Source organism: Humibacter soli (genome assembly GCF_054779035.1).
Window position 1 is genome coordinate 21,479 of sequence record NZ_BAAGYX010000001.1, and the last position, 15,407, is coordinate 36,885.

Sequence of the window (15,407 nt, forward strand, 5' to 3'; positions counted from 1 at the left end):
ACTGCGCGTGCGTCACCCCAGGTAGTCGTGCAGCGTGAGGGCGTACTGCCGGTAGCCGGCCGCGGTGGGGTGGAAGGCATCCAGCCCGCTCAGCACGAACCAGGGGTCCTTGCTGTTCATCCCGTGACCGAGGAACGAGACGTCGACGAAGTGGATGTCCGTGCCCGCGTTCCGCTGCTTGGCCACCGAGGTCTCAATGGTCGCGTCCAGCGAGGCGACGGCGGTGTCGACCGCGATATCCGCTGAGAGCTCGTCGGTGTTCACGTTCCCCTGCGCGAAGTCGGGCAGGTCGAAGAAGGCGGGGTATCCGGCCACCAGGATGCGCGCGTGCGGGGCTGCCAGGGCGGTCGCCTGATACAGCTTGTCGAGCTTCGGCCCGAGCTTGTTGAGCAGCGAGACCGAGTTGGAGACCGCCGCCTTGCACCCCTTGGTCTGACCCGTCGCGCAGGAGGGCGGCAACTCGCCGACATCCAGGTCGTTGCCGCCGACGGTGATGGTCACCAGTTCCACCGACGGATCGAGCTGGTCGACCTGGCGCTTCAGCACGTCTTCGGTCGTGGCGCCTGCACACGCGGCGAACGTCGTGAGTTCGATCGCCTTCTCCTTGGCGAGCAGCCGCGGATACGAGTTGGGGCTGCGCATGCAGCGGCCCACCTCTTTGCCGCCGCCCAGTCCCGAGGAGTACGAGTCGCCGAGGGCGACGTAGTTCAGCGGCTCGGCCGCCGTGCCCTGCCTCAGTGTCGACGTGGCGCTCGGTACCGGGGTCACGGGCGGCCGCGGTACTGGCGACTGACTGATGGGGCTCTCCGCCCCAGAGCCCGAGCACGCGGACAGTGCCAGGCCGAGGCTGACGAGGAGTGCGGACGCGGCGATGGCAGCGCGCACCCGCGGGGGTCGTGTGCGCATGGATGCGAGGGTAGTGCAGGCTCACGAGTCGAAGGTGAGGGATGCCTGGAACTCAGGCCTCTTCCAGCCGAAGCACACGGAAGCCGACGTCGAGGTCATCCACATCATCTGCCGACTCCGGCAGAACTCTGGTACCTGCACGGCGTATCCGTTCGATCGTGACCTCGGCGAGGGAGTCGAAGCCGGCCCTCGCGGCATCAGATCGGGCCGGCGGATGCTCGTCGAGCTGCACCAGAACGAACCGGCGACGCCCACCGTCCGCCGCGTTCTGCCGCATCACGGCCTCTGCAGTGGTGCCGGAGCCCGCGAAGAAGTCCAGCACGAGGTCGTCGTCGGACGTCGTCACGGCGACGAGCGTTCGCAGCAGGTCGACCGGCTTCGGGCTGTCGAAGAGGTGGTGCATCCCGAGCGCGTCGAGGTCGGCCTGGCCGCTCATGGTGCTCGGTCCGATCACGACGTCTTTCATGGTCATCCCGTCGACGTCGCGCACCTTGGTGCGGATGCGCAGGGTCGCGCCGGAGACGTCGAACTCGAGCTCGTCGTGGTCGGCCAGCACCTTGGCCCTGCTCCACCGCCAGGCGTGCCACGTGAGCCCCGACCTGTGATTGGGATGCGGCATCGCGGTGACGAATCCGGGGAACTCCGTCTCGTCATCCACATCGCTGACCCGCACCTCTCCGGTGCCGGGGTGGAAGTGGATGCGGAACACCATGGTCGGCGCCGTCACCTCGTTGAAGCGGGAGTTCGTGTTGTAGAGCTCGTTCTTCGTGACGTACTCGCCGTGGGCATCCTGTTTCACGACGTAGCCGGGGCGCCGGTAGACGGCGGGCATGAGGGCGTGGAATCCGGATGCCGAGCCTCGGAACGGCGTGAGACGGTCGGCATTCAGCGCGAAGCACAGGATGTACTCGTGGGTGCCTGCCGGTCCGCCCGCGCCGAGCTGGCGACCCTTGAGATTGCTCACCCAGACGATGGTGGCGACGACGTTGTCTGCGCCGAAGACCTCGGCGAGCAGGAGCTTCAGCTGGGCGACCTCGTTGCCGTCGATGCTGACGAATCCCACCCCGTTCTCGGCGAGCAGGTCGCGTGCGAGCAGCAGACGCGGGTACATCATGCTGAGCCACACGGAGTGCAGTCGGCCGTCAGGGCTGTCGTCGACGTGCTCGCCGTCGAGTGGCCTGCCATCCGCATGCGGGGGCTTGATCTGCCGCGCCAGGAAGTCCCGAGTCGTCTCGGCGAAGTCGTCGTTGTAGACGAAGTCGTTGCGCGTGTTGTACGGGGGGTCGATGTAGATGAGCTTCACGGCGCGGGCGTGGGACTCGCGCAGCAGCTTCAGGGCGTCCAGGTTGTCGCCGACGATGACCGAGTTTGACGTGGAATCGGGATGCACGGAGCTCTCGGTGTCGAGGGCCAGACGCTTCTCGGCGGGCACGTTGGCCGCGGCCGCGGCGGCGCGTTTGCCCGGCCAGTCGAGCCGGTAGCGCTCAGCGGGCCCATCGACCGCGCGGGACGAGAGCTGCTGGCGCAGCAGGTCGAAGTCGATCGCGCGTCGCAGGATGCCCTCGTCATCCAGCTGCTCCGTGACGACGCTCGGGAAGAGTGCTGCGATCGCTTCCACGTTCTGCTCTGCCCGGTCGAGCGCGCGGCGGCCTGGCTGTTCCACGGGCGATCCTCGAGTCCCTCCGACTACGGTGGCGGCCGGGACGGACATCCACTGCACTCGCCACTGTAGACGGCACCGGCTTGTCGATGGCCCCGGCTCGTCGATGGCACCGGACCGTCGGCGATGCCGGACCGTCGGCGACGCCGGTGCCGACGATACGCCTCGACTACTCGCGAGGGCGGAGCCTCAGGCCCGACATCCCGCCGTCCACTTCGAGGTTCGTGCCCGTCGTCGACCCGGCTGCGGGGCTGGCGAGGTAGACGACGGCGTCTGCGATCTCGTCAGCCGCGACGAGCCGGCCGTGCGGCTGGCGGGCTTCGAGGGCGGCGCGCTCGGCGGCCGGGTCTGCTGCGGAGTCCAGCAGCCGACCCACCCACGGGGTGTCGGCCGTTCCGGGGCTCACGGAGTTGACGCGGATGCCTTCGGCGAGGTGATCTGCGGCCATCGCGCGGGTCAGCGCCAGCACGGCGCCCTTCGACGCCGAGTACAGCGCGCGCTGTTGCAGCCCCGCCGTCGCCGCGATGGACGCTGTGTTCACGATCGCGGCGGCAGGGGACCGGCGCAGGTGCGGCAGGGCTGCACGCGAGACGCGTGCCATGCCGACCACGTTGATGTTCAGCACGCGAAGCCATTCGTCGTCGGGGTTGGCGGCGACGTCGCCCTGCGCTCCGATTCCGGCGTTGTTGACGACGATGTCTATGCGGCCGAGCTCGTCGATCACGCGCTGCACCCCGGCAGCCACCGTCGCGTCGTCACTCACGTCGACGCGCACGGCCAGGTCGGCGTCATCCGTTCCGACTGAATCGATGTCGCGATCGAAGACCACGACCCGCGCCCCGTCGGCCCGCAGTCTGCGCGTGATCGCAGCGCCGATGCCGGATGCACCCCCCGTGACGATCGCGACGAGTCCGGAGAAGTCGGTGGCCATGTCGGTCCTTTCAAGCGTGTTTGCGCCGATTCTTCCATAGTCTCCGCCGATTGACACGACAAACATCCGATGTTTAGGCTGACCATGTGGCACAACGCCGCCACGACTGTCGGCGCGACACGCTCCACAAGGCGGCGGCTCTGCCGGCGCCGAACGCAACCATCCGCCCAGCCGACCGCGGCACGCCCGGCAGGGACGGGCGTGCACAACAAGCACCGAAGGAAAACTCCGCATGAGCACGATCGTCGCCGTCGACACCAGGGACGTGCGCTTCCCGACCTCCCTCTCGCTCGACGGGTCGGACGCCATGAACCCCGACCCCGACTACTCGGCCGCCTACGTCAGCATCCGAACGGATGACTCGGACGGCCTCACGGGAGACGCCTTCGTCTTCACGATCGGGCGCGGCAACGACGTGCAGGTGGCGGCGCTCAACGCACTTCGCGACCACATCGTCGGGCAGGATGTCGAGGCACTGCTCGCTGACATGGGAGAGGCGTCCCGGCGGTTCATCCACGACTCGCAACTGCGCTGGCTCGGCCCGGAGAAGGGCGTCATGCACATGGCGATCGGCGCCGTGGTCAACGCCCTGTGGGATCTGCGCGCCAAGCGCGCGGGCCAGCCACTCTGGCTCCACCTCTCCAGCCTCAGCCCGGAAGAGCTGGTGTCGCTCGTCGACTTCCGCTATCTCACCGACGCGATCACGCCCGACGAGGCGCTCGAGATCCTTCGTGCGGCTGCGCCGGGGCGTGCGGAGCGCATCGAGGTGCTGAAGCGCGAGGGGTACCCGGCGTACACGACGACGCCCGGATGGCTGGGCTACTCGGACGAGAAGCTCGCACGACTCTGCCGCGAGGCCGTCGAGGCGGGCTTCGGCCAGGTCAAGCTCAAGGTCGGCGCGGACCTCGCCGACGACATCCGCCGCTTCCGCATCGCGCGCGAGGTGCTCGGTGCCGGATACCCGATCGCGATGGACGCCAACCAGCGTTGGGGTGTCGCCGAGGCGATCGAGTGGGTGAACGCGCTCGCCGAGTTCGAGCCGGCCTGGATCGAGGAACCGACGAGCCCAGACGACATCCTCGGACATGCCGCAATCGCCCGCGGTGTCGCTCCCGTGGCGGTCGCGACCGGTGAGCATGTGCAGAACCGCGTGGTGTTCAAGCAGCTGTTGCAGGCCGAGGCCATGCAGGTGATGCAGATCGACGCGACGCGCGTCGGCGGGGTGAACGAGAACATCGCGAACCTTCTGCTGGCCGCCAAATTCGGCGTGCGCGTCTGCCCGCACGCCGGCGGTGTCGGCCTGTGCGAGGCCGTTCAGCACCTCTCCATGTTTGACTTCGTCGCGGTCACCGGCACCATGGAAGGTCGGATGATCGAGTACGTCGACCACCTGCACGAGCACTTCGTGACCCCGACCGTCGTCGAGAACGGGCGTTATCTCGCGCCCTTGGCTCCGGGCGCCGGCACCGAGATGTTCCCCGCCTCGCTCGACGAGTACGAGTGGCACGGCGGCCCGGCGGGCGGCAGCGCTGCGACGGTCGCCCAGGACGCTCGATGAGCGGCGGTGTGGATGACGTCGACTTCGGCCGGCTGAGCTTCGGGGCCGCCTCCCTCGGCAACCTCTACAAGGAGATCAGCGACGAGCAGGCGTACGAGACCCTGCAAGCCGCGTGGGATGCTGGCATCCGCTCATTCGACACCGCTCCGCACTACGGCCTCGGGCTGAGCGAACGTCGCATCGGCGCCTTCCTCGCCACCAAGCCGCGCGACGAGTTCGTGCTCTCCACCAAGGTGGGGCGCCTGCTGGTGCCGAACCCCGACCCGCGCGGCGCCGAGCAGCTCGACACCGACGGGTTCATCGTGCCCGCGGATGTCGTGCGTCGCTTCGATCCGAGTGAGGAGGGCATCCGCCGCAGTCTCGACGAATCACTCCGGCGCCTCGGCCTCGATCGGGTCGACATCCTGTACCTGCATGATCCGGATGTCTACGACCTCGACCGCGGGCTGCGCGAGGGGCTTCCCGCGCTCGCCGCGGTGCGCGACGAGGGGCTCGTGCGCGGCGTCGGCGTCGGCGTGAACAGCTCCGAGGTCGCGGCCAGAGCGGTGCGCGATGGCGACCTCGACGTGGTGCTCATCGCAGGGCGCTACACGCTGCTGAACCAGACCGCAGCAGCAGACCTGCTGCCGGTGGCTGCCGAACGCGGCGTGCGTATCGTCAACGGGGCGCCGTACAACTCGGGCATCCTCGCCGCGGAAACGGTGCCGGATGACGCGCATTACGACTACGGACAGGTGCCCGCTGAGGTGCTGGACAAGGCGCGGCGCATCCAGGCGGTGTGCGCCGAGTTCGGGGTGTCGCTGCCGGCCGCCGCTCTGCGGTTCGCGGCTCGTGGGCCACAGGTCGCGACTGTGCTGGTCGGCATGGGATCGGCGTCACGGGTGCGCGAGAACGTCGCCCGCATGGCCGCCGACATCCCCGAAGAGCTCTGGGCGGCGCTCGCGGAGCGAGGTCTCCTCGCGGCCTGACCGCACCCGGGAGTCCGGCAATAGCGCCACTTGCGCTCTATTGCGCCACTTAGGCTGGCGCAATAGAGCGCACATGGCGCAATGCGCCTCACGGGGTCAGTGCGGCCTGGCGGTGCCGGCCTCAGTCCAGGCCCATGTCGGGCAGGGTCGCATCGGCGCGGCGCTGCTCGTCGAGGCTCCAGATCTGTTCCAGCGGCAGGTAGCCGGCCTCTCCGTTCGGGCCGTAGAAGTCGTCGACGTACACGCCGATCTTCTCCTGCCAGCGGCGGTCGGCGTCGTCGCCACGGATGACCGTCATGGCCGCATCGAAGTCCTCGCAGTCGACCACGTGGAAGAGGCGGTCACCCGATCGGAAGATGCTCCAGTCGCGGATGCCGGCACGATCGAACAGCGCCCGCAGCTCGTCGGGAACCCGTGCGTGCTCGCGTCGGTAGTCGGCGGTGGCGCCTTCGCGGAGCGTCGAGTGCAGGGCGACCTTCATCGCTCATCCTTTCGCGTCGGGCTTTCGACGTCGGCAGGGGCCGGCGAGGATTCCGTGACCGGCGAGGACTCGGCGGTCCGTGACGACCGGGTGGCCTCGGAGGACTCCGTCACCGCGGATGCCTCGCGCAGCCAGTCCTCGATGCCGGCGATGTGGCTGAGCGTGAGTGCTGACGCGAGCTCGCCGTCGTGGTGCCCCAGGGCGTCGAGGATCGCGCGGTGCTCTGCGATCGTGCGGTCCGCCGCGCCACGCTGCGTCAGGCCGCGCCAGATGCGGGCGCGCACGGTGTGGCTGGAGATCGAGTCGATGAGCTGTGCCAGGTAGTCGTTGCCGCTCGCGCGCGCGATCGCCTGATGGAATTCGAGGTCGTGCTGCACGAGGGCCTCGATGCCGCCCTTGCCGCTCGTCCTCTCGAAGAGATGCTCGAGCGCCTGCAGCTCGTCGCCCTCGATGCGACCGGCGGCCAGCCGCGCAGCAGCCGGCTCGAGGATGCGCCGCACCCCGAAGATCTCCAGGAGTGAGCGGTCGTCGTGCAGGTCGACCACGAATGAAAGCGCCTCGAGGAGGAGTCGCGGTTCGAGACTCGTCACATACGTGCCGTCGCCTCGCCGGACATCCAGAACGCGAATCACCTCGAGAGCCTTCACCGCCTCACGCAGCGACGAGCGCGAAAGGCCGAGGCTCTCGCTGAGCTCCTTCTCCGGCGGCAGCCGGTCGCCGGGGGCGAGCCGACCGCTGGTGATCATCTCCTTGATCTTGAGGATCGCTTCGTCGGTGACGGCCATACGCGATGGTACCGCGGCGCCGGGTCAGACATCCGACGTATGTGGAGGTGAGATCGCGAAGGGGGAATAGGGCGGCCTCTGTCACAATTGGATGTCATAACCAACGCGTGAACGCGCAGAGGCGCAGGGCACGGTCTCGCCGGGCATCCCGGCCGACACAGAAGGAACCTCCATGAGCAACGGATTCACCGTAGGCATCGTCGGCGCCACCGGACAGGTCGGCACGGTCATGCGTCGCATTCTGGAGGAACGCGACTTTCCGGTGGAGACGCTGCGCCTGTTCGCGACGAGCCGCTCTGCAGGCCGCACCCTTCCGTTCAAGGGCCAGGAGATCGTCGTCGAAGACGTCGAGACCGCGGACCCGTCCGGCATCGACATCGCCCTGTTCTCGGCCGGCGCGACAGGCAGCCGTGCCGTCGCTCCGAAGTTCGCCGCGGCGGGCGCGCTCGTGATCGACAACTCCAGCGCCTGGCGCATGGACCCCGAGGTGCCGCTCGTGGTGAGCGAGGTCAACCCGCACGCCATCGACGACGCGCCGAAGGGCATCATCGCGAACCCGAACTGCACGACGATGGCGATCATGCCCGTCCTCAAGGTGCTTGACGCCGAGGCCGGTCTGCGCAGGCTCGTCGTCTCCACTTACCAGGCGGTCAGCGGCTCCGGTCTCGCCGGTGCGCAGGAACTCGCCGAGCAGGCCGAGGCTGCGCTGGCTTCAGGCCACGTGCTCGACCTCGTTCATGACGGCTCGGCCGTCGAACTGCCTGCACCGCACAAGTACGTGCGCCCCATCGCGTTCGACGTCGTGCCGCTCGCGGGCTCGATCGTGGATGACGGCCAGTACGAGACCGACGAAGAGAAGAAGCTGCGCAACGAGAGCCGCAAGATCCTCGAGCTTCCCGAGCTGCTGGTCAGCGGAACGTGCGTGCGCGTTCCTGTGTTCACCGGTCACTCGATGTCGATCAACGCGGAGTTCGCCGAGGAGCTGTCTCCCGAGCGCGCCGCCGAACTGCTGAAGGATGCACCGGGAGTCGTTCTCACGGACGTGCCGACCCCCCTCGAGGCTGCTGGCAAGGACCCGAGCTACGTCGGTCGCATCCGACGCGACGAGGGCGCGCCGGAGGGCCGTGGGCTCGCGCTGTTCGTCTCCAACGACAACCTGCGCAAGGGCGCAGCGCTCAACGCCGTGCAGATCGCGGAGATCGTGGCGGCGAAGCGCAGGGCCGCCGTCGCCGTCTGAGGTGCGGTCCCCAATTCTGGGGTAATCATAGGAATTCCTTGGCAGCCGCGTGGAGGGATGCCAGCCGTTGGTATAGGTTCGCCCTGACCCTGGCGGATTTTGAACGGCTGGGACTGCGCCGCCGATGGTCATCCGACTGAGCATTCCCATCGGAGAGCGCGATGAACGGCGATGACGCCTGGCAGCCGGCAAGGCTGATCCCAACTTCCGGAATCAACGGAGCCGAGGAACAGGAACGGCGGGCCACGTCGGCGCTGCTTGCCGTTATCACCTCTGTGAACGAGTTCGGCCGACGGTTGATCTCACCGTTAGGCGCCCCCGGCGGCAGCATCGAGACGTTCATCGAGGTGCCATTCCTGCTTGGCGACAAGAAGGTCATACCCGATGGGCTCATTCGGACTGCTTGGGGGAAGAAGTCCTGGGTGGCCCTCGTCGAGGTCAAGACCGGCGACAACGACCTCGGTGTCGAACAGATCGAGAACTATCTGGATGTCGCTCGCACGAATGGTTTCGACGCCGTGATCACGATCTCCAACGAGATCGCGTCCCAGACTGGTGTGCATCCCACTCCCGTTGATAAGCGCAAGCTTTCGAAGGTTGCACTTCACCACTGGTCGTGGAGCGAAGTGCTGACCAACGCGGTTCTCCAGCGTCAGTTCAAGGGCGTCTCGGATCCTGACCAAGCCTGGATTCTCGGTGAGCTGATCCGCTATCTGGAGCATCCTCGGTCGGGCGCTCTCTCGTTCCACGACATGGGTCAGAGCTGGGTTGCGATTCGCAATGCGATCAGCACGGGAACTCTTCGGCGCAATGACAAGGGTCTTGTCGACGTTGCCTCGCGTTTCGACGCGCTCGTCGCCTTCACCTGTCTCATGCTCGGTCGCAGGCTCGGAGTCCAAGTCGCCGCTGACATCCCGCGTGCCCAGGCTAAGGATCCGAAGCTGCGCACTGACACTCTTGTCGCCCAACTTGTGGACGAGGGAGCGATCTCGGGATCGATCCGAGTGCCCAACATGGTGGCTCCCATCTATGTGCGCGCCAATCTCAAGTCCGGTCAGGTCATGTGCTCGGTCGAACTCGCGGCTCCCACGACGGGAAAGGCACAGACTCGCGTCAATTGGCTCCTCCGTCAGCTCAAAAACGCCCCGCCTTCGACACGAGTGGAAGCGTTCGCGGCGCGATCGCGCGAAGGTACGGCCGAGCTTCTCGGCGATGCGAGGGTGGATCCGGGAAAACTGGTCGCGGATCCCAGGAAGGACATCGTGCGATTCCGCGTGGCTCAGTTGAGCGCAGCAGGGGCGGGTCGTGGCCTCGGTCGCAATTCGTTCATCGACTCGGTGCTCAAAGCCGTGGACGACTTCTACGAGAACATCGGTCAAGCGCTCAAGGCATACGTGCCGCCGACTCCCAAGTTCCGTGATCAAGAGGCGAACGAGCCGACGCCTAGAGATGTCGCCGCGTCGACGGCAGAAACGTCGTCTGGGCGTCAGCCTGCAGAGGCACCTCCTGCGTCCGTCGATTAGGTCCGTCCTGTTGGGGACGGCTTGCGGTGACGTGTCCCCGCCGCCGCAGGCGGGCGATCGCGCCGACGAGCACCGCGCCAGCGGCGACCGCTGCCGGGTAGACCAGGTTCGGGCCGGCGAGGATGAGCAGGCCGAGCACGAGCATGCACGAGACGGCCGCCATCCACCAACCGATGCTCCAGTGGGGTAGCAGGATGACCGCGCTCGCCACACCCATGCCGTAGATCGCCGCGGCGATGCTCGTGTGCACGAGGATGACCGGCTGCAGGTCGGGGATGAACACCACGATCACGAAGTACACGCCCATGACCGCGGCGCTCAGCGCGAGGCCCCTGCGGGCGATGCCGCCTCGCTCGAAGCCGTGGCCGAACCAGGCGGGGAGGTCTCCGTCGCGACCCATCGCGGCGCCCAGCTTGCTGAAGGCCGCGATATAGGCATTGAAGACGCCGACGACCACGATCACGGCGACGCACGCGACCACGACGCCCCAACCCCGGCCGAGGCCCACCGCGACGAGGTCGAGCAGTGGTGCCTTGCCGGCTCCCGCGGCGGGGCCGAGCACTCCGACGACCGCCGTCTGGATCGCGACGTACGCGATCGCCACGATGACGAGCGCCAGAGCGGTCGCACGCGGGATGTCACGCCGTGGCCTCGAGAACTCGCCGGCGATCCCGGCGACGGCCTCCCACCCGGCGAACGCCCACACGTACAGGCTGATGGCGACTCCGACGCCCGCCGCCCCGTGCGGAAGGAACGGTGTGAAGTTCGCCGCGTGAGTGTGTGGCGCCGCCGCGGCCAGCGCTAGGACAAGGATCGCCATCAGTGCAGCGCTCAACCCGAGCTGAGCCCAGGCGGTGAAGCGCACGCCGAAGACGGCGATCGTCACGGGGATGATCACGAGGGCGGCCGCGATCGCGATCACCGTGAACCGGTCGCCGCCGATGATCGCCACGACGTATTGGGCAGTCATGATCGCGGCGATGGGAGCTCCGATCGGGGTCCCGAAGTAGAACCAGTAGCTCACCACTCGGGCGGCGGTCGGGCCGAAGGCGCGACGTGCGAAGGTTGCGACGCCTCCGGCATCGGGGTGCCGTGTGGACAGGGCGGCGAAGGTCGCCGCGAGAGGTATCGAAACCACCGCGAGTGCTGCGACCGCGACGATCGATCCCGGTCCGGCAGCCTGGGCTGCCAACGCCGGAAGCAGAAGTATGCCCGTGCCCAGAACGGCAGCCACGTACAACGCGGTGCCCTGGGCGAGGCCGATCCCTTTCGGAGAACCCTGGCGCGAAGCCCCGACCGCAGCTTCGGTCGCTCCGTGCTTCGCGGTGGTGGGCATTCGCCCATGGTGCCGCATGCCGCTGACATCCGTGGAGTGACTTCATCTTCCGAGAAAACCGTGGTCGCATCGTCCTCGAGGGCAGCGCGACCGGCGCGACTGCGGCAGGGTGGAGTCATGACCGGCATCCAGACCGCTGTTGACGTCACCGACTGGCGGCGTCGCGTTTTCGCCCTGTACGAGCTCGTCCGCGAGCTGTCCGAGGAGGAGCCGGCCGCGGCCCACGCGGCATGGGTCGTCGAACGGGATGCGCTCTTCGCGGAGCATCCGTCGACCCCGCTCCTACCGGATGACCGAACGGTGTTCTCAGGATTGCCGGTTCCGCTGTACGACCCGGCGTGGCGCTTCGAGCTGCCGATCGAGGAGGCGGAGCCGGCCGCGCTCGACGTCGAGACCGGAACGGACGGCGTCGTGCCCTTCGAGCGCATCGGGGTCGTGCGGGTACCGGATGTCGGCTCGCTGGACGTCTGGCGGCTGCGCTCGTACGGCGGCGGGCTGTTCGTGCCCGTGAAGGATGCCTCTGCCGGGCATCCCGATGGCACGTACGGCGGCGGCCGCTACCTGCTGGACACCATCAAGGGTGCCGACCTCGGCCCCGGGAACGTTCCGGACACGATCGTGCTCGACTTCAACTTCGCCTACAACCCCAGTTGTGCCTACGACCCCGCGTGGGCGTGCCCGCTCGCGCCGGTGGGCAACACGGTGAGCGTGGAGATCCCGGTGGGGGAGCGCTACTCGGGGTGAATCTCCGAGTTCCAGTTAGGCGGGGCAGTGTGGCGCCGGGTGGGAGCTGTGCTGCTCAGGCGCGCAGGCTTCTCGCCGCGACATCCTGGTGCGCGAGCCGGCGCAGGGCGACGACGACGGGCTCGTAGAGCGCGGTGCCGAGCACGGCGTACCGCACAGCGGCCGAGCGGTCGGGGTCGCGGGCGTCCGCGTCGATGGCCCCGCCGGGTGCCGCCCCCACGTCGTACTGCGCCATCGGGCGAAGCGCCGCGCCGTACGCGTCCAGCCGTTCATCCGTGAGCGGGATGCCCGCCTCCTCCACCGCAGCCAGAGCGCGCTCGAGCTGCCACGTCGCCGGATACGTCGCGTCGTACGTCCATCCGAGGTGCTCGATCGCTGCGCGGGCCCGTGGATGCTGGGCTTCTGCCCCCGCCTCGACGTACGGCGGCAGCGCAGACACGGCCTGCCCGAGAGTGGCGAACAGATCGGGGTCCGGATGGTCGATCAACCCGAGCACTGTCTTGATCTGGGCGATGGGCAGACCGGCGAGGTCGGCGAGCGAGCGGATCAGTCTCAGTCGGCTCAGGTGTTCGTCGCCGTAGTCGGCCTGGGTCGCGCCGCGCGTCACCCCTGGCGAGAGGATGCCCTCCCGCAGGTAGTACTTGATCGTCGCGATCGGCACGCCGCTGCGTTGCGCCAACTCCGAGATGCGCATCGAACCCCCTTGTCCGGGTCGGATCACGACCCTTGACATTGGATAGTACAAGTATCCATGATTAGATACTGCAACTATCCAACAAACGATACCGGTGCAGGCGGGCCGATTCGCGTCATCCATCGGTCGCATCACGCAACGCCGGAGAAGGCAGGCGAACCATGCTTCCGGCATCCACCACCATCACCGTCGGCGTCGTGCTGCTGACGGTGATCGGCATCGCGTACGGCGGCACATTCATGCTGCGGGTCGTCACCGGAAAGCAAGGAGCGAACGACCTCCAGAAGTCGTTCTTCCGGGCCGGCCACGCGCATGCCGGGGTGCTGGTCATCCTCGGGCTCCTCGTGCTGCTCCTGATGAACGCGGCGAACGCGGGCGTGTGGGGCGAGGTGGTCGGCATCGCGGTGCTGGCCTGTGCGCTGCTCATCCCAGGCGGCTTCTTCTTTTCTGTGATCGGGCACGATCCGCAGCAGCCGAACGCTGCCAGGGCCCTCATCTGGATCGGGTTCACCGTGCTCACGCTCGCGATGCTGATCGGCGGCATCCTGTTGATCGTGCTCGGGGCGTCGCGCGCGTAGCCATCGGTCAGCGCTGCCGCTGCAACGCCAATAGAATCGTGCAAGTGAGTGATTCCCGAGCCCCGTTAGACGTCGTCCTGATCGGTGGGGGCATCATGAGTGCGACGCTCGGCACGATGATCCAGCGACTCCAACCGGACTGGACGATCCGCATCTACGAGAGCCTCGGCGAGGTCGCTCAGGAGAGCTCGAATCCGTGGAACAACGCAGGCACCGGGCACGCGGCGCTCTGCGAGCTGAACTACATGCCGGAGGCGAAGGACGGCAGCGTCTCGCCCGACAAGGCCATCAGCATCAACGAGCAGTTCCAGCTGAGCCGTCAGTTCTGGTCATCCCTCGTCGAACAGGGTGAGCTGCCGAACACGTTCATCACCTCGACGCCCCACATTACCTTCGTGCGCGGCGGCGACAACGTGAAGTACCTGCGCAAGCGCTACCAGGCGCTGAAGGACCAGCCTCTGTTCGCCGGCATGGAGTACAGCGAGGACCACAAGGTCATCCGCGAGTGGGCGCCCCTGCTCATCAAGGGCCGCACGCGCGAGCCGATCGCCGCAACGCACATCGCGGCGGGCACGGATGTCGACTTCGGCGCACTCACGAACGCACTCGTCGACGGCCTCACCAGTCGCGGTGCGGAGCTTCGCCTGAATTGCCGGGTGAAGAGCATCCGCCGCACGAAGCAGAACACCTGGCGGTTGCGGGTCAAGCACACGGTCGGCAACACCCCGCACACCGTCGAGGCGCGGTTCGTCTTCGTCGGTGCGGGCGGCGGCGCACTACATCTGCTGCAGTCGTCGGGCATCGACGAGATCAAGGGCTTCGGCGGGTTCCCGATCAGCGGCAAGTTCTTCCGCACGACCAATCCGAAGATCGTGGCGCAGCAGGATGCCAAGGTGTACGGCAAAGCAGCCGTCGGTGCACCCCCGATGTCGGTGCCGCACCTCGACACGCGAGTCGTGAACGGTGAGGCATCCCTTCTCTTCGGCCCGTTCGCCGGCTTCAGCCCCAAGTTCCTCAAGAAGGGGTCGTGGTGGGATCTCCCTGGCTCCGTTCGAGGAAGCAACCTCGGGCCGATGCTCGCGGTCGCACGTGACAACATTCCGCTGATCAGGTATTTGATCAGCGAGCTGCTGGCATCCCGTGCCAAGAAGGTCCGGGCGCTGCAGGAGTTCATGCCCACGGCGAAGGGCGAGGACTGGGAGCTGATCACCGCCGGCCAGCGCGTGCAGGTGATGAAGAAGGATGCCCAGCACGGTGGCGTGCTGCAATTCGGCACCGAGGTGGTGGCGGCCTCCGACGGGTCGATCGCGGGCCTGCTCGGGGCGTCTCCTGGGGCATCCACCGCCGTTCCGATCATGCTCGACGTGCTGCAGAAGTGCTTCCCGCAGCAGTGGCCGTCGTGGGAGCCGAGGCTCGCCGAGCTCATCCCGACGATGGGCACGACGCTGAACGACCGGCCTGCGGAGGCCGCGCGGGTGATCTCCGAGACCTCGAAGGTGCTCGGGCTCGACGACTGAGCGGGGCCTCGCCTCCCGTGGTCGCGTGACAGCGCCATGTGCGCTCCATCGCGTCGTCGACCCCGTAACTGCGCCACGTGCGGTCAATTGCGTCGTCTGACCCGGTAGCCGCGCCATTTGCGCTCTATTGCGCCACTTGTACTGGCGCAGTAGAGCGCAAATGGCGCAATAGAGGGTCGGGACCGGGTCGGAGGCGGGACCGGGGTCGGGGTCGGGACCGGGGCGGCGTCGGCGTCGACGACGGGGTCGAAGCGACCCCGCAGTGGACTCCCCGAGGGATCTCTGGTAACGTCTCGCGAGCTATGAAGAAGTGACCACCCTTCGTCCCGCGCATGAGGCTCGACCCCTGCGGATCCGCGACACCTCGATGTCGTACCGCAGCGCATCCGACGAAGACCGGTCACCGCCGTTGAGGCAGACCGCGCAGCTGGATCGCGCTGTCTTCCCGACCTCCGGCGAGTTCCCCCGGCTCTGACTCGTGATGCCAAC

14 protein-coding genes and 1 pseudogene are annotated in these 15,407 nt (G+C 67.6%); 8 read left to right on the top strand and 7 right to left on the bottom strand.

Going from position 1 to position 15,407, the window contains the following annotated elements; translation table 11 throughout:
* Nucleotides 1-12: 12 nt before the first annotated feature.
* The 3 genes from ACYVDN_RS00110 to ACYVDN_RS00120 all read right to left on the bottom strand — a co-directional run bounded on the left by ACYVDN_RS00110 (nucleotide 13) and on the right by ACYVDN_RS00120 (nucleotide 3,497).
* Nucleotides 13-906 carry an SGNH/GDSL hydrolase family protein gene (locus tag ACYVDN_RS00110; RefSeq protein WP_460567220.1) on the bottom strand — a complete coding sequence of 298 codons (894 nt, stop codon included), beginning with the start codon at nucleotides 904-906 and terminating at the stop codon, nucleotides 13-15.
* A 52-nt stretch (nucleotides 907-958) separates the two neighbouring features.
* Nucleotides 959-2,569 (bottom strand): site-specific DNA-methyltransferase, encoded by a 1,611-nt coding sequence (locus ACYVDN_RS00115; RefSeq protein ID WP_460567222.1) that lies wholly within the window; start codon nucleotides 2,567-2,569, stop codon nucleotides 959-961.
* A 166-nt stretch (nucleotides 2,570-2,735) separates the two neighbouring features.
* Nucleotides 2,736-3,497 (bottom strand): SDR family NAD(P)-dependent oxidoreductase, encoded by a 762-nt coding sequence (locus ACYVDN_RS00120; protein ID WP_460567224.1) that lies wholly within the window; start codon nucleotides 3,495-3,497, stop codon nucleotides 2,736-2,738.
* Nucleotides 3,498-3,729: 232 nt separating this feature from the next.
* Between ACYVDN_RS00120 and ACYVDN_RS00125 the strand changes: the two genes are divergently transcribed.
* Both ACYVDN_RS00125 and ACYVDN_RS00130 read left to right on the top strand, forming a co-directional pair.
* Nucleotides 3,730-5,055 (top strand): L-fuconate dehydratase, encoded by a 1,326-nt coding sequence (locus ACYVDN_RS00125; RefSeq protein ID WP_460567226.1) that lies wholly within the window; start codon nucleotides 3,730-3,732, stop codon nucleotides 5,053-5,055.
* Nucleotides 5,052-6,023 (top strand): aldo/keto reductase, encoded by a 972-nt coding sequence (locus tag ACYVDN_RS00130; protein WP_460567228.1) that lies wholly within the window; start codon nucleotides 5,052-5,054, stop codon nucleotides 6,021-6,023. Before ACYVDN_RS00125 ends, ACYVDN_RS00130 begins: the two co-directional genes overlap by 4 nt.
* A 121-nt stretch (nucleotides 6,024-6,144) precedes the next feature.
* Here ACYVDN_RS00130 and ACYVDN_RS00135 read toward each other — a convergent pair whose 3' ends face one another.
* Nucleotides 6,145-6,504, bottom strand: a complete 360-nt coding sequence (locus ACYVDN_RS00135; RefSeq protein ID WP_460567230.1) for an L-rhamnose mutarotase — start codon at nucleotides 6,502-6,504, stop codon at nucleotides 6,145-6,147.
* Nucleotides 6,505-6,623: 119 nt separating this feature from the next.
* A pseudogene (locus ACYVDN_RS00140) lies at nucleotides 6,624-7,289 on the bottom strand (FadR/GntR family transcriptional regulator); the annotation flags it as partial.
* A gap of 172 nt (nucleotides 7,290-7,461) precedes the next feature.
* Between ACYVDN_RS00140 and ACYVDN_RS00145 the strand changes: the two are divergent.
* Nucleotides 7,462-8,526 (top strand): aspartate-semialdehyde dehydrogenase, encoded by a 1,065-nt coding sequence (locus ACYVDN_RS00145; RefSeq protein ID WP_460567232.1) that lies wholly within the window; start codon nucleotides 7,462-7,464, stop codon nucleotides 8,524-8,526.
* Between the two features lie 161 nt (nucleotides 8,527-8,687).
* On the top strand, nucleotides 8,688-10,049 hold the full coding sequence (locus tag ACYVDN_RS00150) for a hypothetical protein (RefSeq protein WP_460567234.1): 1,362 nt from the start codon (nucleotides 8,688-8,690) through the stop codon (nucleotides 10,047-10,049).
* Here the strand turns inward: ACYVDN_RS00150 and ACYVDN_RS00155 are convergent.
* Nucleotides 9,970-11,385 (bottom strand): APC family permease, encoded by a 1,416-nt coding sequence (locus ACYVDN_RS00155; RefSeq protein ID WP_460567236.1) that lies wholly within the window; start codon nucleotides 11,383-11,385, stop codon nucleotides 9,970-9,972. The genes ACYVDN_RS00150 and ACYVDN_RS00155 overlap by 80 nt on opposite strands.
* Before the next feature lie 117 nt (nucleotides 11,386-11,502).
* On the opposite strand from ACYVDN_RS00155, the gene ACYVDN_RS00160 reads away from it, so the two are divergent.
* Nucleotides 11,503-12,129 carry a DUF1684 domain-containing protein gene (locus tag ACYVDN_RS00160; RefSeq protein ID WP_460567238.1) on the top strand — a complete coding sequence of 209 codons (627 nt, stop codon included), beginning with the start codon at nucleotides 11,503-11,505 and terminating at the stop codon, nucleotides 12,127-12,129.
* Nucleotides 12,130-12,184: 55 nt separating this feature from the next.
* Here ACYVDN_RS00160 and ACYVDN_RS00165 read toward each other — a convergent pair whose 3' ends face one another.
* A complete protein-coding gene (locus ACYVDN_RS00165; protein ID WP_460567240.1) occupies nucleotides 12,185-12,823 on the bottom strand; it encodes a MerR family transcriptional regulator in 639 nt (212 codons plus the stop codon).
* Between the two features lie 161 nt (nucleotides 12,824-12,984).
* Here ACYVDN_RS00165 and ACYVDN_RS00170 point away from each other — a divergent pair, with 161 nt between their 5' ends.
* The 3 genes from ACYVDN_RS00170 to ACYVDN_RS00180 all read left to right on the top strand — a co-directional run bounded on the left by ACYVDN_RS00170 (nucleotide 12,985) and on the right by ACYVDN_RS00180 (nucleotide 15,393).
* Nucleotides 12,985-13,401 carry a hypothetical protein gene (locus tag ACYVDN_RS00170; protein WP_460567242.1) on the top strand — a complete coding sequence of 139 codons (417 nt, stop codon included), beginning with the start codon at nucleotides 12,985-12,987 and terminating at the stop codon, nucleotides 13,399-13,401.
* 2 nt (nucleotides 13,402-13,403) lie between these two features.
* Nucleotides 13,404-14,918, top strand: a complete 1,515-nt coding sequence (locus ACYVDN_RS00175) for a malate:quinone oxidoreductase (protein ID WP_460572165.1) — start codon at nucleotides 13,404-13,406, stop codon at nucleotides 14,916-14,918.
* A 310-nt stretch (nucleotides 14,919-15,228) separates the two neighbouring features.
* On the top strand, nucleotides 15,229-15,393 hold the full coding sequence (locus ACYVDN_RS00180) for a hypothetical protein (RefSeq protein ID WP_460567244.1): 165 nt from the start codon (nucleotides 15,229-15,231) through the stop codon (nucleotides 15,391-15,393).
* The last annotated feature ends 14 nt before the right edge of the window (nucleotides 15,394-15,407 follow it).

What these genes read in the sequence shown, in the direction of transcription:
- ACYVDN_RS00110 (WP_460567220.1), bottom strand. Translation starts at nt 906, where the DNA reads ATGCGCACACGACCCCCGCGGGTGCGCGCTGCCATCGCCGCGTCCGCA.
- ACYVDN_RS00120 (WP_460567224.1), bottom strand. Translation starts at nt 3,497, where the DNA reads ATGGCCACCGACTTCTCCGGACTCGTCGCGATCGTCACGGGGGGTGCA.
- ACYVDN_RS00125 (WP_460567226.1), top strand. Translation starts at nt 3,730, where the DNA reads ATGAGCACGATCGTCGCCGTCGACACCAGGGACGTGCGCTTCCCGACC.
- ACYVDN_RS00130 (WP_460567228.1), top strand. Translation starts at nt 5,052, where the DNA reads ATGAGCGGCGGTGTGGATGACGTCGACTTCGGCCGGCTGAGCTTCGGG.
- ACYVDN_RS00135 (WP_460567230.1), bottom strand. Translation starts at nt 6,504, where the DNA reads ATGAAGGTCGCCCTGCACTCGACGCTCCGCGAAGGCGCCACCGCCGAC.
- ACYVDN_RS00145 (WP_460567232.1), top strand. Translation starts at nt 7,462, where the DNA reads ATGAGCAACGGATTCACCGTAGGCATCGTCGGCGCCACCGGACAGGTC.
- ACYVDN_RS00150 (WP_460567234.1), top strand. Translation starts at nt 8,688, where the DNA reads ATGAACGGCGATGACGCCTGGCAGCCGGCAAGGCTGATCCCAACTTCC.
- ACYVDN_RS00155 (WP_460567236.1), bottom strand. Translation starts at nt 11,385, where the DNA reads ATGCCCACCACCGCGAAGCACGGAGCGACCGAAGCTGCGGTCGGGGCT.
- ACYVDN_RS00160 (WP_460567238.1), top strand. Translation starts at nt 11,503, where the DNA reads ATGACCGGCATCCAGACCGCTGTTGACGTCACCGACTGGCGGCGTCGC.
- ACYVDN_RS00165 (WP_460567240.1), bottom strand. Translation starts at nt 12,823, where the DNA reads ATGCGCATCTCGGAGTTGGCGCAACGCAGCGGCGTGCCGATCGCGACG.
- ACYVDN_RS00170 (WP_460567242.1), top strand. Translation starts at nt 12,985, where the DNA reads ATGCTTCCGGCATCCACCACCATCACCGTCGGCGTCGTGCTGCTGACG.